Annotated in this window: 22 protein-coding genes; 12 read left to right on the top strand and 10 right to left on the bottom strand. The window is 67.5% G+C overall.

Features of this window, described 5'->3' with window-relative positions:
• Positions 1-851: amino acid permease (locus tag RMO97_RS06495; RefSeq protein ID WP_310539719.1), on the top strand; the 851-nt coding region annotated here is incomplete at its 5' end.
• On the opposite strand, the gene RMO97_RS06490 is transcribed toward RMO97_RS06495, so the two are convergent.
• Entirely contained in the window at positions 820-4,236 is a 3,417-nt protein-coding gene (locus RMO97_RS06490) for an indolepyruvate ferredoxin oxidoreductase family protein (protein ID WP_310539718.1), read from the bottom strand. The genes RMO97_RS06495 and RMO97_RS06490 overlap by 32 nt on opposite strands.
• A 141-nt stretch (positions 4,237-4,377) precedes the next feature.
• On the opposite strand from RMO97_RS06490, the gene RMO97_RS06485 reads away from it, so the two are divergent.
• Both RMO97_RS06485 and RMO97_RS06480 read left to right on the top strand, forming a co-directional pair.
• Positions 4,378-4,875 carry an Lrp/AsnC family transcriptional regulator gene (locus RMO97_RS06485; protein WP_304775654.1) on the top strand — a complete coding sequence of 166 codons (498 nt, stop codon included), beginning with the start codon at positions 4,378-4,380 and terminating at the stop codon, positions 4,873-4,875.
• Between the two features lie 12 nt (positions 4,876-4,887).
• Complete coding sequence (locus tag RMO97_RS06480) at positions 4,888-5,778, top strand: pirin family protein (protein ID WP_310539716.1); 891 nt, start codon at positions 4,888-4,890, stop codon at positions 5,776-5,778.
• 59 nt (positions 5,779-5,837) lie between these two features.
• Here RMO97_RS06480 and pgsA read toward each other — a convergent pair whose 3' ends face one another.
• From pgsA to RMO97_RS06460, 4 genes are read right to left on the bottom strand one after another with little or no spacing between them, the layout of a single operon-like run.
• On the bottom strand, positions 5,838-6,476 hold the full coding sequence (gene pgsA / locus RMO97_RS06475; RefSeq protein WP_310539721.1) for a CDP-diacylglycerol--glycerol-3-phosphate 3-phosphatidyltransferase: 639 nt from the start codon (positions 6,474-6,476) through the stop codon (positions 5,838-5,840).
• A gap of 35 nt (positions 6,477-6,511) precedes the next feature.
• Entirely contained in the window at positions 6,512-8,380 is a 1,869-nt protein-coding gene (gene uvrC, locus RMO97_RS06470) for an excinuclease ABC subunit UvrC (RefSeq protein WP_310539715.1), read from the bottom strand.
• Positions 8,381-8,433: 53 nt separating this feature from the next.
• Positions 8,434-9,306, bottom strand: a complete 873-nt coding sequence (locus tag RMO97_RS06465) for an NAD-dependent epimerase/dehydratase family protein (protein WP_310539713.1) — start codon at positions 9,304-9,306, stop codon at positions 8,434-8,436.
• A gap of 35 nt (positions 9,307-9,341) precedes the next feature.
• Complete coding sequence (locus RMO97_RS06460) at positions 9,342-11,132, bottom strand: long-chain-acyl-CoA synthetase (protein ID WP_310539711.1); 1,791 nt, start codon at positions 11,130-11,132, stop codon at positions 9,342-9,344.
• 154 nt (positions 11,133-11,286) lie between these two features.
• Between RMO97_RS06460 and RMO97_RS06455 the strand changes: the two genes are divergently transcribed.
• Together RMO97_RS06455 and RMO97_RS06450 are read left to right on the top strand one after the other, a co-directional pair.
• Positions 11,287-12,018 carry an HAD family hydrolase gene (locus tag RMO97_RS06455; protein ID WP_310539710.1) on the top strand — a complete coding sequence of 244 codons (732 nt, stop codon included), beginning with the start codon at positions 11,287-11,289 and terminating at the stop codon, positions 12,016-12,018.
• Positions 12,019-12,259: 241 nt separating this feature from the next.
• Entirely contained in the window at positions 12,260-12,904 is a 645-nt protein-coding gene (locus RMO97_RS06450; protein WP_310539709.1) for a hypothetical protein, read from the top strand.
• A gap of 91 nt (positions 12,905-12,995) precedes the next feature.
• Here the strand turns inward: RMO97_RS06450 and RMO97_RS06445 are convergent, their stop codons facing one another.
• Positions 12,996-14,018 (bottom strand): glycosyltransferase family 2 protein, encoded by a 1,023-nt coding sequence (locus RMO97_RS06445; protein WP_310539707.1) that lies wholly within the window; start codon positions 14,016-14,018, stop codon positions 12,996-12,998.
• A gap of 134 nt (positions 14,019-14,152) precedes the next feature.
• On the opposite strand from RMO97_RS06445, the gene RMO97_RS06440 reads away from it, so the two are divergent.
• Positions 14,153-16,189 (top strand): ATP-binding protein, encoded by a 2,037-nt coding sequence (locus RMO97_RS06440; protein ID WP_310539705.1) that lies wholly within the window; start codon positions 14,153-14,155, stop codon positions 16,187-16,189.
• Positions 16,190-16,389: 200 nt separating this feature from the next.
• Positions 16,390-16,947 carry a hypothetical protein gene (locus RMO97_RS06435; protein ID WP_310539704.1) on the top strand — a complete coding sequence of 186 codons (558 nt, stop codon included), beginning with the start codon at positions 16,390-16,392 and terminating at the stop codon, positions 16,945-16,947.
• Here RMO97_RS06435 and RMO97_RS06430 read toward each other — a convergent pair.
• A complete protein-coding gene (locus tag RMO97_RS06430; protein ID WP_310539702.1) occupies positions 16,922-17,551 on the bottom strand; it encodes a hypothetical protein in 630 nt (209 codons plus the stop codon). The genes RMO97_RS06435 and RMO97_RS06430 overlap by 26 nt on opposite strands.
• A gap of 157 nt (positions 17,552-17,708) precedes the next feature.
• Here RMO97_RS06430 and coaD point away from each other — a divergent pair, with 157 nt between their 5' ends.
• Positions 17,709-18,263, top strand: a complete 555-nt coding sequence (gene coaD, locus RMO97_RS06425) for a pantetheine-phosphate adenylyltransferase (protein WP_310539700.1) — start codon at positions 17,709-17,711, stop codon at positions 18,261-18,263.
• An 11-nt stretch (positions 18,264-18,274) separates the two neighbouring features.
• Positions 18,275-18,745 carry an HtaA domain-containing protein gene (locus RMO97_RS06420; protein ID WP_310539699.1) on the top strand — a complete coding sequence of 157 codons (471 nt, stop codon included), beginning with the start codon at positions 18,275-18,277 and terminating at the stop codon, positions 18,743-18,745.
• 41 nt (positions 18,746-18,786) lie between these two features.
• Here the strand turns inward: RMO97_RS06420 and RMO97_RS06415 are convergent, their stop codons facing one another.
• Complete coding sequence (locus RMO97_RS06415) at positions 18,787-20,388, bottom strand: AbgT family transporter (protein WP_310539697.1); 1,602 nt, start codon at positions 20,386-20,388, stop codon at positions 18,787-18,789.
• A gap of 576 nt (positions 20,389-20,964) precedes the next feature.
• Here RMO97_RS06415 and RMO97_RS06410 point away from each other — a divergent pair.
• From RMO97_RS06410 to RMO97_RS06400, 3 genes are all read left to right on the top strand, one after another.
• Positions 20,965-22,335 (top strand): calcium-binding protein, encoded by a 1,371-nt coding sequence (locus tag RMO97_RS06410; RefSeq protein WP_310539696.1) that lies wholly within the window; start codon positions 20,965-20,967, stop codon positions 22,333-22,335.
• Between the two features lie 284 nt (positions 22,336-22,619).
• Positions 22,620-23,360 carry a methyltransferase domain-containing protein gene (locus RMO97_RS06405; RefSeq protein ID WP_310539695.1) on the top strand — a complete coding sequence of 247 codons (741 nt, stop codon included), beginning with the start codon at positions 22,620-22,622 and terminating at the stop codon, positions 23,358-23,360.
• A gap of 156 nt (positions 23,361-23,516) precedes the next feature.
• On the top strand, positions 23,517-24,095 hold the full coding sequence (locus RMO97_RS06400; protein ID WP_310539694.1) for a hypothetical protein: 579 nt from the start codon (positions 23,517-23,519) through the stop codon (positions 24,093-24,095).
• Positions 24,096-24,109: 14 nt separating this feature from the next.
• Here the strand turns inward: RMO97_RS06400 and RMO97_RS06395 are convergent, their stop codons facing one another.
• Both RMO97_RS06395 and RMO97_RS06390 read right to left on the bottom strand, forming a co-directional pair.
• The gene (locus RMO97_RS06395; RefSeq protein WP_310539693.1) at positions 24,110-24,466 is read right to left on the bottom strand and encodes a type II toxin-antitoxin system HicB family antitoxin; all 357 of its coding nucleotides are present in this window, start codon (positions 24,464-24,466) and stop codon (positions 24,110-24,112) included.
• Positions 24,463-24,717 (bottom strand): type II toxin-antitoxin system HicA family toxin, encoded by a 255-nt coding sequence (locus RMO97_RS06390; RefSeq protein WP_310539692.1) that lies wholly within the window; start codon positions 24,715-24,717, stop codon positions 24,463-24,465. Before RMO97_RS06390 ends, RMO97_RS06395 begins: the two co-directional genes overlap by 4 nt.
• Between the last annotated feature and the right edge of the window lie 32 nt (positions 24,718-24,749).

Below are 24,749 nucleotides of genomic sequence, written 5' to 3'. Positions count from 1 at the left end.
CCGCCGGCCTCGCCCTGATCATCGTCGTGGGCGCGAAGTACTGGGGGTCAGTGGACATGTTCCAGACCCCGGCGACCCCGTCCGGCGGCAGCCTGCTGGCCATCCCACCGCTGCTGATGGTGCAGGGCGCCGTGCTGACCTTCTTCTCCTTCGTGGGCTTTGAAGACACGCTGAATGTCGCCGAGGAGGTCAAGAACCCGCGACGCACCCTGCCGCTGGGGCTGGTGCTCGGGATGTCGCTGGCCTGCGTCCTCTATATCGGCGTGGCGGTGACGGCGGTCTCGGTCATACCTTGGCGGGAGCTGGCCGACGCCAAGGCGCCCCTGGCTGACGTCATGGCCCGGGCCGCGCCTTGGTTCCCCGGCTGGGCCTTCGTCGTCATCACCGTCTTCGCCGTCGCCAACTCGGCCCTCATCAATTACGTCACAGCCTCGCGCCTGCTGTACGGAATGGCGCGCGATGGCCGGCTGCCGGCGCAGTTGGCGCGGGTTCATCCCACCCGGCGCACGCCTCACTTCGCCATCGTCATCCTGCTGGTCCTGCTGATCGCCCTGGCCATGGCGGGCGACATCGCCGAACTCGCGTCGGCCACGGTCCTGCTGCTGCTCTGCGTCTTCGTGGTGGTGAACGCCTCCCTGGTGGTGCTGACCCTGCGCAAGGACGAGCCCAAGGGCGGTTTTGAGATCCCCGTCATCATCCCGGCGGCCGGCGCGGTTGTATGCCTTGGACTGCTCGTGGCGCGGATCGCCTCCGACGACTGGCGAGCGCCTCTCATCGCAGGCGTGCTGCTGGCCTCCGCCGCGGCGCTCTACCCCTTCGTCAGGCCAAAGCCCACTGAGCCCAAAGGGTAGCTTCCTGCGCCTTGGCCTTGGTGACCGAGGCCTCCTTGATGTGGCCATAGCCGCGGATCTGCTGCGGGACCTGGGCGATCTGGACGGCGAGCGGCGTCTTCTCCGCCGAGAGACCGGCGAGCAGCCTGTCGATCCCCGCCTCGTAGTCTGCGATCAGGCCGCGCTCCATCCTGCGCTCCTCACTGTAGCCGAACAGGTCGAGGCCCGTGCCGCGCAGGCCCTTGAGCTTGGCGAGCATCGGGAAGCCCAGATCCAGCATCCAGCCCCCGAAGGCGATCTTCTTGGGGCGGCCATTGGCGTCCTTGGGCGCGATGATCGGCGGGGCGAGCCAGACCTTGACCTTGCCGCCCTTGAAGGTCCCGTTCTTCTCGGCATCGAAGCGGCCGTCGGAGTAGAGCCGCGCCACCTCGTACTCGTCCTTGTAGGCCATCAGCTTGTAGAGGTTCACGGCCACCGAGCGGGTCAGGACCTCGGAGCCGAAGATGGCCTCGGCCTTGGCCACCTGGTCGACGCGGTCGAGATAGCGCTGGGCGTAGGCGGCGTTCTGGTATGCCGTCAGCTCCCGCCCTCGATGAGCGATCAGCTCGGCCAGGGGCATGGTCTCCGGCGTCGGCACGTCGGCCTCGGCCTTGCCACGCTCGGCGGGATCGTAGGCCACCCGGCGGCCCAGTTCGAAGGCCTGCAGGTTGGCCTCGGCCTGGACCCCGTTCAGGCGGATGGCGCGATAGACCGCCCGGCTGGAGATCGGGATCAGCCCCTTCTGCCAGGCGAAGCCCACCATGATCATGTTGGCGTAGATGGCGTCGCCAAAGTGGGTCTCGGCCAGGTGGTGCGCCGGGCACTCGTCGTAGGACTTTGTGGCCGCCGAGATGCGCTTGGCCATGTTCGCGGCGTCGAACCGCACGTCGCGGTCGGTGACGAAGTCGGCGGTGGGCGCGAAGTCCTCGTTGCCGCAGGCCACGGTGCGGTCCTTGGCGTAGAGCGACAGGGCGTCGGGCCCCGCCGCCGAGAGGATGTCGCAGGCGATCAGCACATGGGCCGATGCCGCCGGCACCCGGCCGCCCACCACGGTCTCCTCCAGCTCGCCGATGCGGACGTGGGAGAACACCGCCCCGCCCTTCTGGGCCAGGCCCGTCATGTCCACCACCGAGGCGGCGCGGCCATCGACGTGGGCGGCCATGGCCAGGATCGAGGCGACGGTGGTGACGCCGGTCCCGCCGATGCCGGTGAAGACGATGTTCTTCACCCCCTCCAGCGGCTCGAAGCTGGGCAGGGGCGTGGAGTCGGCGGTGAGCGCCGGCAGGGCCTTGGCCTGGGCGTTCTCGCCGCCCTCGATGGTGACGAAGGAGGGGCAGAAGCCGTCGAGGCAGGAATAGTCGGTGTTGCAGCTGGACTGGTTGATCTTCCGCTTGCGGCCGAACTCGGTGTTCAGCGGCTCGACGGAGACGCAGTTGGAGACCTTGGAGCAGTCGCCGCAGCCCTCGCAGACCAGGGGGTTGATAAAGACCCGCTTGGTGGCGGTCTCCATGGACCCGCGCTTGCGGCGGCGGCGCTTTTCGGTGGCGCAGACCTGGTCATAGAGCAGGACCGTGGTGCCAGGCGTGTCGCGCAGCATCTTCTGCACGGCGATCAGCTCCGAGCGCGGCTTGACCTCCACGCCTGGGGCGAGGTCGGTGACGTTCGCATATCGGCTGGGATCGTCGGCGACGATCACCGTCTTGGCGACGCCTTCGGAGGCCAGTTGGCGGGTGATCTGGGCCGGGGTGAAGCCGCTCTCGGCAGCTTGCCCGCCGGTCATGGCGACGGCGTCGTTGAACAGCAGCTTGTAGGTGATGTGCGAATTGGCGGCGATCGAGGCGCGGACCGCCAGCGAGCCGGAGTGGTTGTAGGTGCCGTCGCCGAGGTTGGCGAAGACATGGTCCTCGGTGGTGAAGGGGGCTGAGCCCACCCAGGTCAGGCCCTCGCCGCCCATGTGGCTGTTCAGGTCGGTCTGGGGGTCGGAGAAGCTGGCCATGTAGTGGCAGCCGATGCCGGCCAGCGCCCGCGATCCCTCGGGAAGTCGCGTCGAGGTATTGTGCGGGCAGCCCGAGCAGAAGAACGGCTTGCGCTGCTGTTCGGCGGCCAGGGTCACCGCCGCCATGGAGGCGGCCGAGACACGGCTCAGATAGTCGTGCACCCGGTCCATGTGCGGTCCGGGCGGCAGGCGGTCGGCGATGGCCAGGGCCACCTCGGCCACCGACAGCGAGCCCAGCTGCGAAAGCAGTGGATGGCCCACCTCGTCGGTCTTGCCAATAATGCGGGGGCGGGCGTGGGCGGGCAGGTCGTAGAGGGCGGCGCGGGCCTGGGTCTCGATCAGGGGGCGCTTGTGCTCGATGACCATCAGGGTCTCGAGGCCGGCGGCGAAGGCTCGTAGACCCTGCGGCTCCAGCGGCCAGGGCATGCCGACCTTGTAGATCGAGACGCCCAGGCTGGCGGCCTCCTCGAAGCTGATGCGCATGGCCGCGAAGGCCTCGATCACGTCCTTATAGGCCTGGCCCTGGCAGACGATGCCCAGGCGCGGCCGGGCGGCCGGCAGCACCACGCGGTCGATCTTGTTGGCGCGGGCGAAGGCCAGGGCGGCTGGGATCTTCTGGGTGCGGAGCCGGCGCTCCTTGTCCAGGGGCTGGTCCTTCAGCCGAATGCCCAGGCCGCCGGGCGGCAGGGCGAAGTTGGCCGGCAGGACGAACTTGTGGCGCGACAGGTCGACGTCGATGGTGACGCCCGAGTCCATCGTGTCGGCCAAGGCGATCAGTCCGACCCAGAGGCCGGAATACCGCGACATCGCGTAGCCCAGCAGGCCGTAGTCCAGCACCTCCTGCACATCGGCCGGCGACAGCACCGGCATCTCGAAGTCCTGGAAGGCGAACTCCGACTGCGACGGCAGGGTCGAAGACTTGCAGGTGTGGTCGTCCCCGGCCACGGCCAGGACGCCGCCCTTGGGGAAGGTTCCGGCGAAATTGGCGTGCTTGAAGGCGTCGCCGGTGCGGTCGACCCCGGGGGCCTTGCCGTACCACATGCCATAGACCCCATCGAACTTGGCGCCGGGGAACAGATTGGCCTGCTGGCTGCCCCAGACGGCCGTGGCCGCCAGGTCTTCGTTGAGGCCTTCCTTGAAGACCACCTCGCAAGCTTCCAGGTGCTTCTTCGCCCGCGTCGCCTGCTGATCCAGCCCGCCCAATGGCGAGCCCCGATAGCCCGACAGGAAACCCGCCGTGTTCAGACCGGCCACCTGGTCCAGGCGGCGCTGATCCATCAGAACTCGCAACAAGGCCTGCACGCCGGTGATGAAAACCCGACCCTGGCTGAGCAGAAATTTGTCGTCGAGCGTCACATCCTGGTGCCGCATCGCAATTTCTTTCCTTTTGGGTTCCCTAACGAGGTTAGAAGATCATATAAGTGCGCCGCAATTGCTTGCCAAAGGCGTGCCCCCTGACAGCGGTTCCGGGGCACGAATGACGCGCAATAGCGCCAAGTGTGGGAGGAAAACTTGTCTGAGGCCCTCGACGCTGTCGATGCTAAGATCCTGGATCTCATTCAGCATGACGCCGGACTGTCCGTCGCCGAGATCGCCGAGCGGGTCGGATTGTCCTCCAGCCCCTGCTGGCGCCGGATCAAGCGCTTGGAAGATTCCGGCATCATCCAGCGCCGCGTGACCATCCTGGACCGCGAACTGCTGGGCCTGGGCTTCGAGGTCTATTGCACCGTCAAGCTCAGCCTGCCCACCAAGGACAACCTCAACGACTTCGAGCAGGCCATCACCAAGCTGGCCGAGGTGGTGCAGTGCGCCACCGTCACCGGCTCGGCCGACTACGAACTGAGGGTCGTGACCCGCGACATGCACGCCTTCGACGACTTCCTGCGCGAGAAGATCCTGTCCCTGGGTCTGGTCTCCAACATCGAGAGCCGGATCGTCATACGATCGGTGAAGAATACGACCGCCGCGCCGCTCGGCCTCGTCAGCCCGTATGTGAGCGCCCACTCCTAGGGTTTCCTTCCCATGATCGACCTCGTCATTGAACAACGCCGCAAGGACCTTGGCGGGTTCGAGGTGGGGCGGGTTCTGCCGTTCCATGCCCACCGGATGGTGGGGCCCTTCATCTTCTTCGACCATATGGGTCCGGCCGATTTCACCGCCGGATTCCCGCGCAGCGTCGACGTCCGTCCCCATCCCCACATCGGCCTCTCGACCGTCAGCTACCTGTTCGAAGGCCAGATGACCCACCGCGACTCCGTGGGCGCCACCCAGGTGGTGAACCCCGGCGAGGTGAACTGGATGACCGCGGGGCGCGGCATCACCCACTCCGAGCGTTTCGAGGACCTGCGCGCCCACGGCGGCCGCATGGACGGCATCCAGACCTGGGTCGCCCTGCCCGACGGCCAGGAAGAGATCGATCCGGCCTTCTATCACCACGACGTCGCGGACCTGCCGACCTACGAGGAAAACGGCATGTGGGCCCGGCTCATCGTCGGCAAGGCTTTCGGGGCGGAGGCGCGGGTCAAGACCCACTCGCCGATGTTCTATGTCCACTGGGCCCTGCAAGCGGGCGCCAAGGCGCAGCTGCCGTCCGAGTATCCCGAGCGCGCGGCCTATGTGGCGCGCGGCGAGGTGGAGGTGCTGGGCCAGACCTTCCGCGAAGGCCAGATGATCGTGTTCAAGCCCGGCGAACCGGTGTTGTTCACCGCCGTCACGCCGGCGATCGTCATGCTGCTGGGAGGCGAGCCCGTTGGCCCGCGCTTCATCGAGTGGAACTTCGTGTCCTCGTCGAAGGCGCGCATCGAGCAGGCCAAGGCCGACTGGCGCGCCGGCCGCATGAAGCTGCCCGACGCCGACGACCAGGAGTTCATCCCCCTGCCGGAGCCATCAGCGCCCGCCAATCCGATGAGCTAGAGCGCGTCAGGGTTAAGTGGACACCGGTTAACCCGCTCGACGCGCTCTACACATTGAATCTAGAGCCCCTTAGGGCTGTAGGCCGCCAGGGCCTGGCGCGTCTGGTCCCAGTACTGCCAGCCGGTGATCAGGGTCACCAAAGCGGCCAGCCACAGGACCGTGTGGGCGAAGATCATCACCGGACCCTGGATGGCCGGGTCCGACGGCAGCTGGAACGCCGCCCACGAGGCCACCAGCAGCTCCGCGCCCAGGCCCACCAGTTGCAGGGTGGTCTTCCACTTGGCCAGCATCGTGACCGGCAGCTTGATTCCCCGGCTGGCGCCCACCTCGCGCAGGGCGCTGACCGTGAACTCGCGGAACAGGATTAAGCCCACCGGCAGCACCACCGCCGGCGCGGGGCCGAGCGCCATCAGGCCCAGGATCGCACCCGCCACCAGCACCTTGTCGCCGATGGGATCGAGGATCGCCCCCCAGACCGTCACGGCGTCGAACTTCCGCGCCAGCCAGCCGTCGAAATAGTCGGTCACCGCGGCGATCACGAAGGCCCAGAAGGCGAACCGCTGCAGGGCGAACTGGGTGTCGGGCGTCAGGGTCTCGCTGACATAGGGCACGCCGCCCGCCGCAGCGGCCAGGGCGACGAACATGAGGACCGTCAGGATCAGGCGGCCGGTGGACAGGATATTGGGCAGGGACTTCATCATGGCAGTCTAACGCCTGAGCTTGCGGAGAGTCGCTAGGCCTTGCGGAAGAAGTCGAAGATCCGCTGGGCCAGGGGCTCGCTGACCCCGTCGACCTTCATGATGTCGTCCACCGAGGCGCGACTGACTCCCCGGGCCGAACCGAAGGCGTGCAGCAGGGCGCGCTTGCGGCCGGGTCCCACGCCCTCGATTTCGTCGAGAGGGTTCTTCTTCATGTCGATGGAGCGCTTGATGCGGTGGGTGCCAATGGCGAAGCGGTGCGCCTCGTCGCGCAGACGCTGCAGGTAATAGAGAACCGGCGACTTGGGCTCGAGCATGAACTGCGGCTTGCCGGCGACGTGGAAGCGCTCCAGCCCGGCGTCGCGGTCGGGGCCCTTGGCGACCCCCACCACCGGGATGTCATCGACCCCCAGATCGGCCATCACCTCCATCACCGCCGAAATCTGGCCGGCGCCGCCGTCGATCAGCACCAGGTCGGGTCGGGGGCTGGAGGCCTCGCCGGTCTCCTCCTCCTTGACCATCCGGCCGAAGCGGCGGCGCAGCACCTCCTTCATCATCCCGAAGTCGTCGCCGGGGGTGAGGTCCGTGCCCTTGATGTTGAACTTGCGGTACTGGTTTTTGTTGAAGCCCTCGGGCCCGGCCACGATCATCCCGCCCACGGCGTTGGTGCCCATGATGTGGCTGTTGTCATAGACCTCGATCCGCTCGGGCGGGCCCTCCAGGCCGAAGGCCTCGGCCACCCCGGCCAGCAGCTTCCCCTGCGCCGAGCTCTCGCTCATCTTCCGCCCCAGGGCCTCGCGGGCATTGGTCAGGGCGTGGTCCACTAGGCCCTTCTTCTCGCCCTTTTGCGGCCGGCTGATCTCCACCTTGCGGCCGGCCTTCAGGGCGAAGGCCTCGCACAGCAGCTCACGCTCGGCGGGCTCCACATTGGTCAGGATCAGGCGCGGGATGGGCTTGTCGTCATAGAACTGGCCGAGGAAGGCGCTCATCACGTCGAGATCCTCATCGGACTTGTCGACCCGGGGGAAGTAGGCGCGGTTGCCCCAGTTCTGGCCGGCCCGGAAGAAGAACACCTGCACGCAGGCCTGCCCGCCCTCGGCGAACAGGGCGAAGACGTCGGCCTCGTCCAGGGTCTCGGGATTGATCTGCTGTTCCTGGGCCACCGACGCCAGGGCCCGGATGCGGTCGCGCAGGCGGGCGGCGCGCTCAAACTCCATGTCGTCGGAGGCCGCCTGCATCTCGCCCGACATCCTGGAGATCACCGCCCGGCTCTTGCCGCGCAGGAAGTCCTCGGCCTGCTCCACCAGGGCGCCGTAGTCCTCCAGGCTGACGAGCCCGGTGCAGGGGGCGGCGCAGCGCTTGATCTGGTGCAGCATGCAGGGCCGGGTGCGGCTCTCATAGACGCTGTCGGAGCACGACCGCAGCAGGAAGGCCTTCTGCAGGGTGTTCAGCGTGCGGTTCACCGCCCACGCGCTGGCGAAGGGGCCGAAATAGTCGCCCTTGATGGTGTGGGCCCCACGGTGCTTGCGCAGCTGGGCGGCCGGGTGTTCGCGCCGGATGACGATTTCTGGGAAGCTCTTGTCGTCGCGCAGCAGCACGTTGAAGCGCGGCTTCAGCTGCTTGATCAGGTTGATCTCAAGGAACAGGGCGTCGGTCTCGGTGCGGACCGTGACGAACTCCATCGACCGGGTCAGGTCCACCATCAGCGCGATGCGCTGGGTGTGAAATCGTCCTTGGGCGTACTGCAGCACCCGCTTCTTCAGCGACCGCGCCTTGCCCACATAGAGAACCTCCCCGTCCTCGCCCATCATGCGGTAGACGCCCGGGGAGTCCGGCAGGCGCTTCACCTCATCCTTGATCAGGGCCGCGCCCTTCAGGGGCGTCAGGGTGGTGTCGGTCGACATGGGGCAGATATAGGCGAGTCCGCGCGCGAACGCAGCGCCGCCTCGACCTTTCGTCAGTCCCGGCGGGGCTTGGTGTTCGCACCCGGGGTCTGGCCGATATAGTCGATCAGGGCGCGGGTCGGCGACCAGCCCAGCAGGCGGGTCTTCGACGTATCGATGTCGGCGCTCATCCGGTTGCCCGCCACCTCTGGCCCCATGACGATCTCGCCCCCGAACATCTCCGCCACCTCCAGGATCGAATAGGCGCGGTTGTCTCCCAGGCCGAAGTCGTCGCCGATCCCATTTTCGCCTACCAGGACGAGGCCTTGGACGATGTCGTCGATGTGGGTGAAGTTGCGCTTCTGGGTGCCGGGCGCATTCACCCGCAGCTGCTCACCGGCCAGGCGGCGCTGGCGGAAGATCTCGATCAGGGTGCCATAGGCGCCGGCCCGTTCGCCCGGTCCGTAGACATTGTAGAAGTAGGTGATGGCGTAGGGCAGACCGTACCAGTCGCCATAGTTGCGGACGAGCTCGGTATTGGTGGCCTTGGTCCAGGCATAGGGGCTCTGATCGCGGCCCAGCCCGCCATCGCCGAACTTGGTGGACGATCCGGCGTAGAGCAGCTTGCAGCCCTTCGCGCGCCAGAACTCCAGCACCCCGAAGGTGCCGGCCTTGTTCAGGTCCCAGACGGTGGCTGGCTCCAGCAGGCTCTTCTCCACGCGGGAATATTCCCCCAGGTGGAAGATCAGGTCCGGGGTTTCGGGAACCAGGGCCGCGACATCCTTGGTGTGGCCGTCGCGATAGTCGACGCCCGCGACATGGGCGTACTTCGTCCCTGCGAAATAGTTGTCGAGCGAGATGACCCTGTGGCCATCCGCGACGAGGCGCGCGCAGAGCGACGAACCGATGAACCCGGCGCCGCCGGTGACGAGAATGAGCTTGGCCATGAGAGTAAGATCGCGCGCGAGGCTTTAAGGTCGCCCTAAAGCTTCACGCCGCCCGCCTCCAGCTTGGCGAAGCCGGCCTTGGTCAGCTTCACATAGCCCTTGGCGCCGTCCTTGTAGAACATCGCCCCCTTCACCTTGCCGGGGTCGAACCCGTCGGTCACCAGGTCGAGCTTGCGGTACTTGAAGGTGCCCGTGGTCTCGATGGCCGGCAGGATGCGCACGAACACCGGCTGGGCGTAGGGCGGCAGGTCGGCGGCCACCTGGTCGCCGAAGACCTTGATGTCGAAATCTGCGTCCACCACCAGGCCAGCCATGCCGGCTCGACCGTCGGCGCCGGGAACCTCGACGCCGTAGACATTGGCCTCGGTGACCCCCGGTATGGCCTGCAGCCGCTCGGCCACCTCGCCGGTGGAGACGTTCTCGCCCTTCCAGCGGAAGGTGTCGCCGATGCGGTCGACGAAGTAGAAATAGCCGTCGCCGTCGGCCTTCATCAGGTCGCCGGTGCGGAACCAGGCGTCGCCCTTCTCGAACACGTCGCGCAGGATCTTGCGGTCCGAGGCGGCCTTGTCGACATAGCCGGTGTATTCGCTTCGCGCGTCGCCCTGGCCGATTTTGCCGATGCACTCCCCCACCTGGCCGGGCCCGCATTCGATGCAGAACCCATCGGTCCCACGGATCGGCGCCTCGGCCTCCACGTCGTACTGGACCAGGCGGATGTTGAACCGGTTGCGAAGCCACTTAGGCGCGCGGCCGATGGCGCCGGTGCGGCCATCGAAGTTGAACATCGACACGTTGCCTTCGGTGGAGCCGTAAAACTCCAGGATCTCGGGAATCCGGAACCGCGACTTCATCTCCGCCCAGACATCGGGGCGGAGGCCGTTGCCGAAGGCCAGGCGCAGCCTGTGGCGGCTGTCATCCTCCCCGGGCGGCTGGTTCACGAGGTAGCGGCACAGCTCGCCGATATAGACGAACATCGTGGCTTCCTCGGCCACCACGTCGGCCCAGAAGTGGGTGGCGGAGAACTTCTTCTTCAGCACCACCGAGCCGCCGTTCAGCAGGGCGGCGCCGAGGCCGCAGAGCCCACCCGTGGAGTGATAGAGCGGCAGGGGATTGTAGATTCGGTCTTTCTCGGTGGCCCCGGTTGAGCCCGCGAAGCCACGCATGAACAACTGAGCCCGCACATGGGTGATCCGCGCCGCCTTGGGCAGGCCCGTGGTGCCGGAGGTGTAGATGAACAGGGCCGTGTCGCTCGCCGTCATCCCCTCGCGCACCGAACGGTCGGGCGGCAGGGAACTGCAGCTCTTCAAGGCCTGCGAAAGGTCCCGCTGATCGGCCACCGCGTGGCCCAGCACCCATTGCTGCATGGGTCTGTCCAGCAACCTCTTGGCCTGTTCGAAGGCCGGCGAGGTCTCGGAATCGACGATGGCGTGGCCCGCGCCGGAGATGTTCAGGCAATGGGCGAGCGCCGCGCCCGAGAGCTGATTGTTGATCAGGGCGGTGATCACCCCCACCTTGGTCAGGCCGTACCAGATGGGGAAATATTCCAGCCGGTTGGGCATGAACAGCGCCACGCTCTGACCGCGCCGCAGGTTGTTGGTCTTGGCCCAGTGAGCATAGCGGTTGGCGATGGCGTCCATCTCGCCATAGGTCAGCGTCTTACCTTCGAAGGTCAGGGCCGGCTTGTCGCGCCATTGATCGACGGCGGCCTGCAGATCGTCGCAGATCAGGTTGGGCGACGTGGGCGCAATGGTCTTCACCCGCTTCAGGGTGCGGTTGAGCCCGCGTACGAACCGCCACTCACGTTCGAGCCGGGCCTTTAAACTCATGCGTACCCTCCGACGTCCGCGCCACCTTGGCGGGGCGGCGAGGCGCGGGTCAAGCGGGGCTTTGGACACCCGTTGTCACACCCGCGTCAGGCGGGCTCCAGCGTGGCCGAAAGGACTCAGTCCAACGACTCGGCTCACGGGTTAGGCTGGCGGCATGACACCCCTGCCCCGCGCCATTCTGTTCGACCTGGACGACACGCTCATCTCGCTCGGCCGCCGCCCGCAGCTGCTGGCCGAAGTGGCCGAGGAGTTCGCCGCCGACCTCACGCCGCCCGGCCCGGCCCGGCTGGTTGAGGAAATGGAGAAGGCCTTCCGCGTCTTCTGGTCGGACGCCGGGCGCCACAAGAGCGGGCGCATGGACCTGGCCGCCGCGCGGCTCGGGATTGTCACGGAGGTCTTCGAGCGCCTCCGCCGCCAGGCGCCCGGCCTGGCCCCGGAAACCGCCCGGGCGTTCGCCGCGCGCTTCGACGCCTATCGCGAGGAACAGATCTGCTTCTTCTCTGGCGCGCTGGAGGCGGTCGACGAGCTGAAGCGACGCGGCGTGAAGCTCGCCCTGGTCACAAATGGGGCGGCAGCCGTGCAAAGGGCGAAGATCGAGAGGTTCGACCTCGCCCACCGCTTCGACCACATCCAGATCGAGGGTGAGGCCGGGTTCGGCAAGCCAGAGGAGCAGGCCTACCTCCACGCCATGGCCGCCCTCGGCGTCGAGGCCCACGAGACCTGGATGGTGGGTGACAATCTGGAATGGGAAGTGGCCGCGCCTCAGCGCCTTGGCATCTACGCCATCTGGCACGATCACCTGGGCGAGGGGCTGCCCCAAGACAGCTCGGTCACACCCGACCGCATTATCCGCTCCATCGGCGAACTGACAGAGAATCTGAACTGAGCGTCAATTATGGCCCGTTTGCGGCGACAATCGGAAAGAATTCGGCGCGATCTGGAAGCATTTCGGCCTCTTCTTCCGTTTATTCTGCAATTCTTGGAGAAATTATATTGCGCCTCAAACGCCTATTTAATTGGGGGTTGCGGCGGTTTTGACACAGGTGACCACGATCTGACGGCTAAATCACGGAACGTGTGACCAGCCCTCTCGTTTAACCTCTCGAACAACATTGAGAGGTCTGAAAATGACTGCTGAATATAGCCCCTTCGCCAAGCCGACCCACGCCGTGCCCGCCCTTGAGCGCCGTGATGGCGAGCTTGGCTCCGACTCGCCGGTGTTTTCGGAGACGCCGATCTATGCCCGCCCGAAGGCTCGCAAGGCTAAGGGCGGCATAAATCCCCTGGTTTACGCGGCGGTTCCCGCCATCGCCCTGGCGCTTGGCGCAGGCGTGATGCTCATGGGCGGCCCCAAGGAGGAGGCGGCTCTGCCCCCGAGCGCCGCCAACACTATGGCGCCGGCCCCGATGCTGGCTCCCGCTCAGACCGCCGCGGTGACCACGCCGCCGGTCATGACGCCGGAAGCGCCCGCTGACACGAGGCTGGCCAGAATCGAGACGCCCAGGGCCACGGCGCGCGTCGCCCCGACCCGTGTGGCCCGGGCCCGCCCCGCGACCTCCACCGTGAGCGCCGAGAGCTCAGGGACCAACGCCAGCGCCACCATTCCGGCGACGCCGCAGGCCTATTCCGGCTCGGCCCAGACCTCGGCGTCGGCTCCGGCCGCCATCGTGGTTCCGCCGGTGACGTCAGCTCCCGAAGTGGTCAACCCGGCTCCGGCCGACGCGACCCCGAACTCGGCTCAACCCGAGGCGATCACCGTTCCGACCCCGTAAGGGTCACACTTGGATTGCAGGGCTGGAGCCACCCCTCTCACCAGCCCTGACGAACTGGGCGGCGCCTCCGGGCGTCGCCCTTTTTCGTTGGTTAGCGGAGGGCGGCCAGCTCGCGGTAGCGTACGGCCGCTGCTTTCGGACCGAAGGTCTCGTACAGCGTCGCCAGATTGTGGGCGGCCATGAAGCTGCCCCGGCCGCGCACGGAGCCGTCGAGGTGCGGCTGCTCCCCGATCTCCAGGCAGGTCTTCCAGGCGGCTTCGGCCACCGGCAGCAGCTCGCTCACCGCGCGGGCCGGGTCGGCCATCGCGCATTGCAGATAGAGGTCCCCCACCGCGAAGTGGAAGTCCGGCGACCCGGACCAGGCCGGCCGCTCGACTTCGGCCAGGGCGCGCGCCGCCTCCAGCTGACCGGCCTCCTTCAGGGCCGTCAGACCCCGCACCACCAGGCTGTGGCGCCACGGAACGTCGGTCGGCGCCAGACGCAGGGCCTCGGTGAAGCACAGCGCCGCCTGGGGCGGGCGCCCCCGCGCCTGATGCTCCTTGGCCAGCTGGAACCAGAGATAAGGGTCCTCCGGATGGTCGCGCAGATCGGCCATCAGCAGGACCTCATTGCGGTCTCCCTTGCGCGCCAGGCTGGCCTGCGTGAACCCGTCGTGTCCCAGCAACAGCGGCAGGCGCACACCGCGCTCGGGTCCCACCGGCTGCTCATGGATACGGCCTTCATAGCGGACCCCGCGTGGGAGCACCCGGGGGATCCAGGTCTGGGCCAAGGCCTCGTCGGCCAGCTGGTTATCCCGCCGCACCCAGCCCATGGCGTCGGGCTCCAGGACCGCCAGCGCCTCGCCCCCGCTCTCGATCCATTCGTCGGCGTCCAGCACCAGGTTCCAGTCGGCGGGCGACAGGTTGAGCGAGGCGTTGCGGGCCGCGGCGAAGTCGTCGCACCAGACAAACTCATACACCTGGGCGCCGCAGCCGCGGGCGATCTCCCGCGTGCCATCGATCGACCCGGTGTCCAGCACGATCATCAGGTCCACATGGGCCGCCGCGCTGTCGAGCGCCCGGGCGATCTGATGGGCCTCGTCCCGCGCGATCATCACCAAGGCCAGGCGGGTCATCGTCGTCTCCAGACTGGCGCCGAACATGAAAGATCAGGGTTAATCGGCGCTTACGCGCGCCACACGTCCAGGGTTGTTGTCGGGCGGGGCGACGCGCGCCAGCATCGCCCTGGGGACGACTCACGCTCAGGGCGATGATGCGGTTAGAACTGAAGCTGCTGTGGCCGCTGGCGATCCTCGCCATCGTCGGCACGCTGTTGCTGGTCGGCAGCCTGCTGGTGGGCGCCCGCCAGGTCGACAGCCTTGTCCGCCATCACGAGGAATTCCTGGTCCGGCGCGGGGTCGACGGCGAGGTTGAGGCGGTCGAAAACGCCCTGCGGGCCCAGACGGTCAGAGATGAGGCGGTCCTTAACCTCGACAACCGCTTCGACCCCATCTGGGCCCGCAACAACCTGCCACTCTACCTGAAGCCCACCATCGGCGCTTGGGACTACCTGGTGGTCGATGGCCTGAACCGCCCCGTCTGGGCCCATGGCGACAAGGCCCCGATCCCGGCCGTGGACTGGCTCCGGTTCCGGAGCCAGGCGCAGCCGATCATCGCGGAGATTCGCGACCTGGAGCGCCAAAGAAAATCTAAGGTTGCAGGACAGCCCGGCGTCAGCGCGCCGCAGCCGATCATCGTCAGCCGAGTCGAGCCCCGCGGCGGCGGCGTCTATATGTGGACGGCCAGCCTGGTGGAGCCCGACCTGGGCGCGGTCCAGCCCCTGCGCTCCACCTCCACCATCGTGCTGGCCGGGAGCTTCCTAACCGCCGCCAACCTGGCCGCGACCGCCGACCGCTACGCCCTGGGCGAGGTGCGCTTGCTGCTCGACGAGCGCGGCGTCCCGCCCACCGAGGGCCGCACGGCGCTCGACACGATCGGCCAGGATCGCCCCATCGTCCTGGCCTGGACCCCGCAGCGGCCGGCTCACGACCTAATAACCGGCTCGGCGTGGCAGATGAGCCTGGTGGCCTCGGTCTTCATCGGCCTGGCCATCCTGATGGTCCGCAGCACCCGGCGCGCCGCCCGCGACCTGATGAAGGTCCACCACGCCCAGGGCGAGTTCTTGGCCAATATGAGCCATGAGATCCGTACACCGCTGAACGGGGTCAACGCCCTGGCCCAGGCCCTGGCCGACTCAGGATTGGATCCTCATCGCCGCCAGATGGCCGAGACCATCCACGGCTCAGGCCTGATGCTGGAAAAGCTGCTGTCGGAAATCCTGGATCTCGCCCGCATCGACGCCGGCGGCATGCCCATCGAGCGCGAAGCCTTCAACCTGGCCACCGCCGTCACCGCCACCGTCACCCTGATGACGGCGCGGGCCACCGCCCGTGGCCTGGACCTGCGACTGGTCCTCGACCCCGCCGCCGATCAGCCGGTGCTGGGGGACGTCACCCGACTGAAGCAGGTGCTGAACAACCTGATCTCCAACGCCGTCAAGTTCACCGACAAGGGCTACGTCCGGGTCACCGCCGCCCCGGCCTTCGACGCCGGCGCCAACCTCTGGCGCTTCACGGTGGAGGACACCGGCATCGGTTTCGACGCCGCGGCCAAGGCGCGCCTGTTCCAGCGCTTCGCCCAGGCCGACGGCACGGTGACCCGCCGGTTCGGCGGCGCGGGCCTCGGCCTGGCCATCTCCCGCGAGTTGGCGCTCAAGATGGGCGGGACCCTGGAGGGCGAGGCCGAGCTCGGCCGCGGCGCCACCTTCACCCTGCTTCTGCCCCTGCCCCAGGCCACGCAGATCGCCGCCCCGCCAACCCCCGTGCCTGTCGCAGCGGCGGTCGAGGCCGGCCCGCCCCTGCGGGTGTTGGTCAGCGAGGACCATCCGGTCAACCGCCTCGTTCTGGAGACCCTGTTGGCCACCATCGACGCCGACGTGGTCTCCACCGAGAACGGGCTCGAGGCCTGCGAGGCCTTCGAGACCCAGGCCTTCGACGTCATCCTGATGGACATGCAGATGCCGGTCATGGACGGCCTCACCGCTATCCGCCGCATTCGCGAACGCGAGACCGCGCGCCATCTCGCCCGCACCCTGATCGTCATGGTCACCGCCAACGCCCTGCCCGAGCACCGCGCCGCGGCCCTCGCCGCCGGGGCCGACGCCTTCCTCACCAAGCCCCTCGACGGCCACCTGCTGACCGAGACCATCGAGGCCGGGGTCGGATCAGAGATCGCCAAGGTCGGCTAGAGCGTGACAGCCTGAAGTGGGTACCGGTTCAGGCGCCCGTCACGCTCTAAACATAAGAGAACGAGCCTGTTTATCCGTTTCAGATGAGTCCATCTGAAACGGACAGGCTCTAGCGCGGCGCAGGCGCAGGGCTGGTAAGAGTTCTAGCGAGACGCCGGCCAGGCGCCGGCTCTAGGCTGGCGCCTCCGAAAGGTCGTCCCATGCGTCTCCTCCTCGCCCTGATCCTCGCCCTGTGCGCCGCGCCGCTGGCGGCGCACGCCGAGACCCCCGCGGACGCCTTCTTCGCGTCCCTGACCCGGCTCTGCGGCCAGACCTTCCTGGGCGTGGTGGTGGAGGGTGACCCCACCGCCGACGCCGCCATGCGCCAGGCCAAGCTTACCATGACCGTCGCCGCCTGCGCCGCCGACGAGATCCGCATCCCCTTCCGGGTCGGCGAGGACCGCTCCCGCACCTGGGTCGTCACGAGCCTGCCCGGGGGCCGCCTGCGGCTCAAGCACGACCATCGACACGCCGACGGATCGGAGGACGAGGTTTCGCAATATGGCGGCGACACCGCCGGGCCGGGCGCGCCCGACCTGCAGCGCTTCCCCGCCGACGCCTATTCCATCGCGATGTTCACCCGCACCGGCCGGGCGGTCTCCAACACCAACGTCTGGTCCCTGGGCCTGACGCCCGAGGTCTTCACCTACGAGCTGGCCCGCCCCGGCCGCCTGTTCCGCGTGGCCTTCGATCTTACAAAGCCGGCGCCCGTCCCATGACCACCGTCATCGGATCGCCGCCCCGTCCGTCCTTCAGCCGATGGACTTCGACGCCCACGAACCCCGCCTCTTCCAGATAGAGCTCAATCAGCCGGGCATGGCCCTGGGGACCGACGCTGCGCCACACCGCCACCGCCTTGGTGGGGAAGCAGCGGTTGGAATAGCTTACCACCAGCGGCGCGCCGGGACGCAGGGTCGCCGCCACCTGCGCCAGCACGTCCACGGGCTGCTGCAGGTACTGGATCCCCACGCAGATCATCGCGGCGTCGAGGCTGGCGGCGGCCAGGTCCAGGCGCGGGTCGCGGTTCAGGTCCTGCACGAACCAGCGCGTCAGGCGCGGGTTGGCGGCCAGCTCCTCGGCGTTCATGCCGTGCCCGATCACCTCGCCATAGGCGACCTCGGGCGGCAGGTGGCTGACCCAGCTGCTCATCAGGTCCAGCACCGCCCCGCCCGCCGGCAGCACCTGGCGATAGAACCCGGTCAGGGCCGCGATGGCGGCGTCATCGATGTGCGTCTTCAGACGGGCCTGCGCATAGAACGCGGCGTCGTCGCCCTCATCCTCCCTGGCGAAGGCGTCGGGCGGCAATTGGGACAGGGGGCTCATGCGGGCGGCGCCCTGGGCGTTCCCGGGGCCGGGAGGATGTCACTCTGGTTCATCTCCTGACCTTAGCGTGAACTGGGTCCCGGCGCGCCGGGGGTTGCGTATCGGCGTCGCATCGCCGAACTCTTTGCGCCTCAGCCAAGCGTTTCAAGGTTCCCACATGCGTAAGTCCGGCCCCACCAAGGCGCTCTATGCGGGGTCGTTCGATCCGGTCACCCGGGGCCACCTGGACATCATCGGCAAGGCGCTCTCGACCTTCGACGCCGTCCACGTCGCCATCGGCACCAATGTCAGGAAGGGCCGCACCTTTGGCGTCCAGGAGAGCCGGCAGCTGATCGTCGACTCCGTCACCGAGCTGTGGCCCCAGGCCGCCGATCCGGGCGGGACCGGCGGCCTGTTCGGCGGCGCCCTGCAGGTCGGCGACTACGCCAACCGCAGCCTGATCGGCTACGCCCACGAGATCGGCGCCACCCACATCGTGCGCGGCCTGCGCGAGGCCAGCGACTTCAATGACGAGTTCAACCTGCACGGCGTCGCCGGCCGCATCGACCCCCGGGTGCTGATGGTCCACTTCATCTGCGAGTCCCAGTTCCTGCACGTCTCCTCGAGCACCGCCAAGGAACTGGCCTTCGTGGGCGAGGGCATCGGCTGGCTGGTCATGCCCTGCGTCGAGGCCGCCTTCGCCGCCCGCCGCGGCCCGTCCGGAATCGATTGAGGAGAGCCCCCATGCCCACCATCAAAACCCTCAGCTGGGGTGTGAAGCAGAGCTTCCGGAGCTATGTCGAAGGCGCCGGCGGCAAGACCCAGACCAGCGAAGGCGCGCAGACCGCCGCCGACGGTGGCTTCGTCTTCGCAGCCGGCCCCGACAGCACCCTGGCGCTCGACGAGGCCGGCCGACTGACCGGACACGGGACCTTCACTGGCGTCGTCTATTTCGAGGCCCACGGCGGCATGCTCAAGGTCTGGATGGTCGATCCCATCCTCGAGATCACCGACGCCGGCGCCGTCCTCACCGTCGCCGACCACCCCACCCGCACCTACCGCCTGGAAGCCGCCAGGCTGGACCTCGCGGCCACGGCCACCGACCCCGGCGAGACCGCCCTCCCCGCCGCCTTGCTGATGTTCGGCAGCCAATGGCTGGGCGGCAACTACCCGGCCGGCACGGCGCTCGATCCGGTGCGGTTGGGGGTGGGATAGCCACGGCCGATCTCGTCGCTAAGCGAAACTGGACGGGCGGGTCAGCGCCCGGCCACCGGCGGCGTGTAGTACACCTGGGCTCCGGGGCCGAGTGGGAGATCGAGGAGCACCCATCCGGCGGTCATGGCGATCCCGGCGATCATGAAGCCCAGGGCGTAGGGCAGCATCAGCGCCAGCAGCGAACCGACCCCGACAGTGCCGTCCCACCGCCTGGCGAAGGCCAGTATCAGCGGGAAATAGCTCATCAGGGGGGTCATGATGTTGGTGTAGCTATCCCCCATGCGATAGGCGGCCGTCGTCATCTCCGGGCTCACGCCGAGCAGCATGAACATGGGCACGACCACGGGCGAGAGCGCGCTCCACTTGGCCGAGGCTGAGCCGATGAACAGGTCCAGGAAGGACGACAGCAGCAGCACGCAGACCAGCAGGACCGCCGGCGACAGGGCCATGCCCTGCAGGGCCGCCGCACCGTTGATCGCCAGGATGGGCCCGATGCCCGACCAGTTGAACATGGCGACAAAGTGCGCCGCGAAGAACACGAAGACGAGATAGGGGGCCATGGTCCGCACCCCATGCTGCATCATCTCCATGACGTCGTCGGCGCCCTTCACGGCGCCGACGGCGCGGCCGAACGCGGCGCCCGTCAGGAGAAACAGCAGGAAGAAGCCGGCGATCAAGGACGCGTACAGCGGCTGTAGACGGGCCGGGCCTGCGGCCGCCTCATCGATGAGGGGTGTGTAGCCCGGCCAAAGCGCCAGCGCCGCGAAGCCGGACGTGAGCAGCAGGGCCACAAGGCCCGCGTCGCGCAGTCCCTTTCGCTCTTGCGGCGTGATCTCCGCCTTGTCGAGATCGGCGCGGAGTTCCGCATCGACGACCCCGCCCCACGGGCCGAGGCGCGGCTCGATAACACGGTCGGTGAGGAACCAGATGATGGGGGTGAACACGCCGACGATCGCGAGGATGTAGTACCAGTTGCCGAGTGGGTTCATGGTCCAGTCCGGCTGGACAATCCGGGCGGCTTCCTGGGTGAAGCCCAGGAGCAGGACGTCGATCTGCCCCGGCACGACGTTGCCGGCGTAGCCTCCCGACACCGCGGCGAAGGCGGCCGCCAGACCGGCCAGCGGATGGCGTCCCGCAACGGCGAAGACGATCGCGGCCAATGGAATGAAGACCACATAGGCAGCGTCCGACGCGTGGTGGGACACCATGCCGATCAGCGCCAAGATGGGGGTGAGCAGGGCCTTGTGGGCGTTGCGGAGCGAGGCGCGGATCAGCGCTGAGAACAGCCCTGACCGCTCGGCCACGGCGGCGCCCAGCATGATCGTCAGCACGAGACCGAGCGGCGCGAAACTGGCGTAGGTGCGCGGCATCTCGGTGAACAGGCGCCCGATGTTCTCCTCGGAGAACAGATTGCTCGCCCGGTAGGTCAGCACGCCATTGGCCAGTTCGGCGTGAGCCGGCGCCTTGTCGCCGCTGTAGGCGAGCGACGCCTCCCAGCCCTGGCTCGCGCCGAACCAGGAGAGCAGCATCAGAAAGCCGATGAGATAGAGGAAGATGACGGTGGGGTCCGGCAGCCGGTTGCCCACGCGCTCGACCAGGCCCAGGAAGCCGCGCTGGGGACGCCCGGAGGTTTGGCCCGTCATGAGAGTCAGCGCTCCGGTGCTTGCGGCAAGTTGCAGTTGAGCCGCGCTCGGGCCCGAACGGACCACGCTTCCCTGTTCACGACTCTAACCAAGTGTGACGGCTGAAGCTAGACCGCGCCCTCAACAGCCCGCCTGCGGGCGCGCCACATCGTTTTGTCCCGTCAACTGCAACGGCTTTGGGTGCTTTGGGTGACAGGTTATCAAGTGCTTGAATTTGACGGACGCGATCGTGGCGTCACGAACCGAGGGTGGTTCTGAGGCTTGCAAAGGCGACGCCCGAAGCCGAGGCGCGACAAGACCGTAGCGACGACCTCGCTGGTCGGAGAGCCATGATTAGGTGATCGATTTCATGTCACCAGATTCCCGTGAGAATTCGGCTGGTTGCTGACTCCCTGGCGGTGGTGGAGGATTGGCCGCGCCTGAAGAAGAGTGTCCGGCAGGATCGGAATTCGATGGCCTATTCACAATTTAACCGGCCACTCGCGTCCTCCGCCGAAAGAATTGCTAAGCTCGAAACGCTTCGTTAACCTTTGCCAATCGCCCAACATGTCCGGGCGCGATTAGGGGGAAGCTTAGATGGAAATCATCGGCAACGGGAACAACAACAGTTTGATAGGCTCTAGCAGCGACGACACGATCGTCGGGCTCGGCGGCGCTGACTATATCGACGCCCTCGGAGGCAATGACAGCATCAGCGGTGGCGACGGCAACGACAATTTGTTCGGCTACCGAGGTGACGATACCATCGACGGCGGTGCGGGTACCGACAACTCGGGCTACTTCGGCGCCAATTCGGGCGTCCACGTTGATCTCGCAATCGTGGGGCCTCAGGTCATCGGGGCCGACCAAGGCACGGACCTGCTGATCTCGATCGAGAACACCGGCGGTTCTGACGTCGGCGGCGACCAGCTGTTCGGCAACGCGGGCGCCAACTTCCTGAACGGCAACGGCGGGAACGACACCCTTTCCGGCCGGGATGGCGATGATGTCCTCCAGGGCGGCGCAGGCGACGACTTCATGGACGGCGGCGTTGGCCGGGACACGGCGACCTACGCGATCGCAGCGGGCGGTGTTCGCGTAAGCTTGTCAGTCGCCGGGCCACAGTCGGTTGGCGGCGGTCAAGGCGTCGACACCCTCGTCAACATCGAGAACCTGACGGGGTCTGCGTTTGCAGACACTCTGACCGGCGACCAAGGCGCAAACCTGCTGGTCGGCGCCGCGGGCGGCGACTCCATCGACGGCCAGGATGGGAACGACCTGTTGATTGGCGGCGGCGGCGACGATTGGCTGGCCGGCGGCGCAGGAACCGATGTGGCCATCTACAATGGTCCGGCAAGCGCCTACGACGTGACCTACCTCGGCGGTGGATTGTTCCAGGTCACCGATCTGCGGACCGGATCGCCGGAAGGCGCCGATACGCTGCAAGGCGTTGAAGTCCTCGGCTTCAACGATGGCCCTGTCCTTCTGACCCTGCCCGACCCCCCGCTCGTCCTCAATGGAACCAACAAGAGCGACGTCCTGACCGGCATGGGTGGCGACGACCTGATCACCGGCGGCAATGGCTCCGACACGCTCTCGGGCGTTGGGGGCTCAGACACGATCAGCGGCGACAACGGCGAGGATAGCCTTTCCGGCGGCGCGGGCGACGATGTGCTCTCCGGCGGGAATGGTAAGGACACACTCGACGGAGGCGCTGGCGATAACACCCTCTCGGGCGGCAACGGCAATGATCTCTTCATCTACTCCGGCGGTCGGGACGTCATCTTTGACTTCAAACCCGGTAATGACCGGATCGACCTGAGCGCCTATGTGAGCAGCTTCGAGGACATTCTGGCGGTCGCGCAGGACACGCCTGACGGCGTGATGCTCGGCGGCGACGACGGCTCCATCCTGCTCACCGGGGTGTCCCTGAACAGCCTCTCGGCGGGCGACTTCCTCTTCGGTTAAGGCAAAGGGCCCAGCAGCCGCAAAGCTGCTGGGCTTGCGCCTGCGCTTGCCGCGAAGGCCTCGGATGTGGCTCCGAAGTCTCCGCCTTGAACAGCAGCCGCCTCGGCCGAACTGCGAGCGGACCCGGTGGCGCCGGTCGAAGAGGTCTGAGGAGCGCTGCCGCTGCGAGGCCCGCTTCCCACCCGGAGGCGACGTCCCGACCGTCGGCTATCTATCCTCTCGGGCGCGAAGCGGTGGCCGAAGTGTCAAAGCCCCCAGCTGTGTCTCGCAAACTCGGATCGCCAATGAACACCGACATCCGCAATGCAAACCGGGAGGCTTGGAACGCTGGCCGGTATGAGGTCTGGGTCAGGGCCATGGGTGAGCCGGCGGCCGAGGCGGCCCGGATCACCGCCGATCCCCGCCATGTGCTGCGCCGGCTGCTCGCTCACCTCGGTGACGTCGGCGGACGCCGGATCTGCAGCGTCCAAGGTTCCCATGGCAAGATTGCTGTGGCCCTCGCTCTCCTGGGTGCGGAGGCGACCATCATTGACTTCGCCGAGGAGAACCGCCGCTACGCGCTTGCCTTGGCGCAAGCGGCGGGCGTGGGCATCCGCTACGAGATCGCTGACGTCATGGAGGCAGGCGCCCTTGGCCTCCCGACCTTCGACACCCTGGTTCTGGAACTGGGCGTTCTCCACTACCACCAGGATCTCGCGGCGTTTTTCCGCGTCATGGCTGGCCTCTGCTCGCCCGGCGGACGGCTCGTGTTGAACGAGTTTCACCCGATCGAGCGCAAGCTCTTCCACGACTTTGGTGACGCCCCGCGGGACTATTTCAATACCGATCTGGTCATTGGCGACGTTCCAAACCCCGAGAGCGGCGGCGCAAGACTGGGAACCTGCGTCTATCGCTTCTGGACGTTAGGCGAGGTGGTCACCGCGCTGCTCGCCGCCGGCTTCCAGCTCACCGCTCTCGAAGAGCACCCCGACTGGACCAACCCGGCGATCCCCGGCGCCTACACCCTGGTGGCGGTGCGCTCCTAGGGGCGGAAATCGCAATCGCATGACAATGACGCACACATTCGCTTCCCACCCCGACCACACGATCGCAACCCAGACTTGCCCCGCGACCACTGCTCGGGGCTGAGTGTTCCCAGTCGTTGTTCCACCACGGACGCGCAACGGTGATCGAGGACTGTGATGGCCAACCTAGCTGACGAGATCTCCTCAGGCGCCGACCGTCGCCGGCGCGCGGCCTCCGTCGCGGCCTTCGTGGCGCTCGCCCTGGCCGCCTGCTCGGGCCCGTCGGCGGACAAGCCCGCGGAGCCCCCTGCCGCGCCGGCGCCCGCCGCCCCGCCCGACACGCCTGCCGCCGCGCCGGGCGCCACGGTCGGAGGGGACGGCTCGGCCATCACCCTCAACCCCCTCTCCAGCGCCGACCTGCAATCGGCGGCCCTGCAGGGCGAGCTCGGATGCAATTTCTCCACCCCGGCCGCCTCGCCCCTGCTGGTGGCGATGGGCGTCGTGGCCTCAAAGGAACCGGCCCAGGGCGTGGTCAAGGTCGGCGACTATGTGGAGCGCGTCGCCGCGCCGGGCGGCTTCGACGCCATGTCCAAGGGCTCGGTGTTCACCGGCCAGGGCAAGACGGTCACCATCGCCCGAACCGGCGCGGCCCCGGTCGGCGGCGGCGAGTCCCCCGGCTATCCCGCCACCCTCGCCTATGACCGCGCCGACGGCGCCAGGCTGGTCCTCACCGGCCTCTGGACCTGCGGGCCGTAGGGCGTCGGCGGGCGTTAGACGGCGACCGCCGCGGCGGTGTCACGCTCGGCGGCTTCGCGCAGGCGCTCCTCGGTCCACTTCGTCAGACTCTTGCCGGTCAGCTGCGCCGCCAGGGCCGCCTGGGCGTGAACGGCCGGATCGATGCGCACCATGATCTGCCCCGAATAGGGTTTCTCCGCTGTCTTGCCGGTCTTCGCGCAGGTCTCGATGTAATCATCCACCGCCTCGCGGAACGCGGACTTCAGATCGTCGACATTGTCGGCATGGAAACCCACCACATCGTTGATCCCCGCCAGCCGCCCGGCGAAGATCTCATCCTCGGCGTCGAATTCCACATTGGCGAAGTAGCCCCGGTAGGCGATCGCGGTCATGGCTTCACTCCTAGCTTGGTCAGATACTCGCGCGCGTCGCGGACCTGGTAGCGTTTGGCTTCCTTGGCGGGATGGGGCCGGTGGAAGCTGGCGATCACACCCCGGCGCTGAAACCGCACCCGCGAGCCCGCGCCCTCGATCACCGAACAGCCCACCGCCAGGAGCAGACTCTCGATCGCCGCCCATTCGACCGTCCCGGACAACGGGTCGGCGAACACAGCTTTCAAGGTCTTGGCCTGCTTGCTGTTCACGCAAGCAGCCTAGGCATCGGGAGATGATGTCG

The sequence above is a fragment of the Phenylobacterium sp. genome (assembly GCF_031425575.1).
Classification (GTDB): domain Bacteria; phylum Pseudomonadota; class Alphaproteobacteria; order Caulobacterales; family Caulobacteraceae; genus Phenylobacterium.
Note: the sequence above shows the minus strand (reverse complement) of the source record. Positions and strands in the feature narration are given on the sequence as shown.

What these genes read in the sequence shown, in the direction of transcription:
- RMO97_RS06465 (WP_310539713.1), bottom strand. Translation starts at nt 9,306, where the DNA reads ATGGCCAAGCTCATTCTCGTCACCGGCGGCGCCGGGTTCATCGGTTCG.
- RMO97_RS06450 (WP_310539709.1), top strand. Translation starts at nt 12,260, where the DNA reads ATGACTGCTGAATATAGCCCCTTCGCCAAGCCGACCCACGCCGTGCCC.
- RMO97_RS06400 (WP_310539694.1), top strand. Translation starts at nt 23,517, where the DNA reads ATGGCCAACCTAGCTGACGAGATCTCCTCAGGCGCCGACCGTCGCCGG.
- RMO97_RS06440 (WP_310539705.1), top strand. Translation starts at nt 14,153, where the DNA reads ATGATGCGGTTAGAACTGAAGCTGCTGTGGCCGCTGGCGATCCTCGCC.
- RMO97_RS06480 (WP_310539716.1), top strand. Translation starts at nt 4,888, where the DNA reads ATGATCGACCTCGTCATTGAACAACGCCGCAAGGACCTTGGCGGGTTC.
- RMO97_RS06405 (WP_310539695.1), top strand. Translation starts at nt 22,620, where the DNA reads ATGAACACCGACATCCGCAATGCAAACCGGGAGGCTTGGAACGCTGGC.
- RMO97_RS06410 (WP_310539696.1), top strand. Translation starts at nt 20,965, where the DNA reads ATGGAAATCATCGGCAACGGGAACAACAACAGTTTGATAGGCTCTAGC.
- uvrC (WP_310539715.1), bottom strand. Translation starts at nt 8,380, where the DNA reads ATGTCGACCGACACCACCCTGACGCCCCTGAAGGGCGCGGCCCTGATC.
- coaD (WP_310539700.1), top strand. Translation starts at nt 17,709, where the DNA reads ATGCGTAAGTCCGGCCCCACCAAGGCGCTCTATGCGGGGTCGTTCGAT.
- RMO97_RS06395 (WP_310539693.1), bottom strand. Translation starts at nt 24,466, where the DNA reads ATGACCGCGATCGCCTACCGGGGCTACTTCGCCAATGTGGAATTCGAC.
- pgsA (WP_310539721.1), bottom strand. Translation starts at nt 6,476, where the DNA reads ATGAAGTCCCTGCCCAATATCCTGTCCACCGGCCGCCTGATCCTGACG.
- RMO97_RS06430 (WP_310539702.1), bottom strand. Translation starts at nt 17,551, where the DNA reads ATGAGCCCCCTGTCCCAATTGCCGCCCGACGCCTTCGCCAGGGAGGAT.
- RMO97_RS06445 (WP_310539707.1), bottom strand. Translation starts at nt 14,018, where the DNA reads ATGACCCGCCTGGCCTTGGTGATGATCGCGCGGGACGAGGCCCATCAG.
- RMO97_RS06490 (WP_310539718.1), bottom strand. Translation starts at nt 4,236, where the DNA reads ATGCGGCACCAGGATGTGACGCTCGACGACAAATTTCTGCTCAGCCAG.
- RMO97_RS06435 (WP_310539704.1), top strand. Translation starts at nt 16,390, where the DNA reads ATGCGTCTCCTCCTCGCCCTGATCCTCGCCCTGTGCGCCGCGCCGCTG.
- RMO97_RS06420 (WP_310539699.1), top strand. Translation starts at nt 18,275, where the DNA reads ATGCCCACCATCAAAACCCTCAGCTGGGGTGTGAAGCAGAGCTTCCGG.
- RMO97_RS06460 (WP_310539711.1), bottom strand. Translation starts at nt 11,132, where the DNA reads ATGAGTTTAAAGGCCCGGCTCGAACGTGAGTGGCGGTTCGTACGCGGG.
- RMO97_RS06455 (WP_310539710.1), top strand. Translation starts at nt 11,287, where the DNA reads ATGACACCCCTGCCCCGCGCCATTCTGTTCGACCTGGACGACACGCTC.
- RMO97_RS06415 (WP_310539697.1), bottom strand. Translation starts at nt 20,388, where the DNA reads ATGACGGGCCAAACCTCCGGGCGTCCCCAGCGCGGCTTCCTGGGCCTG.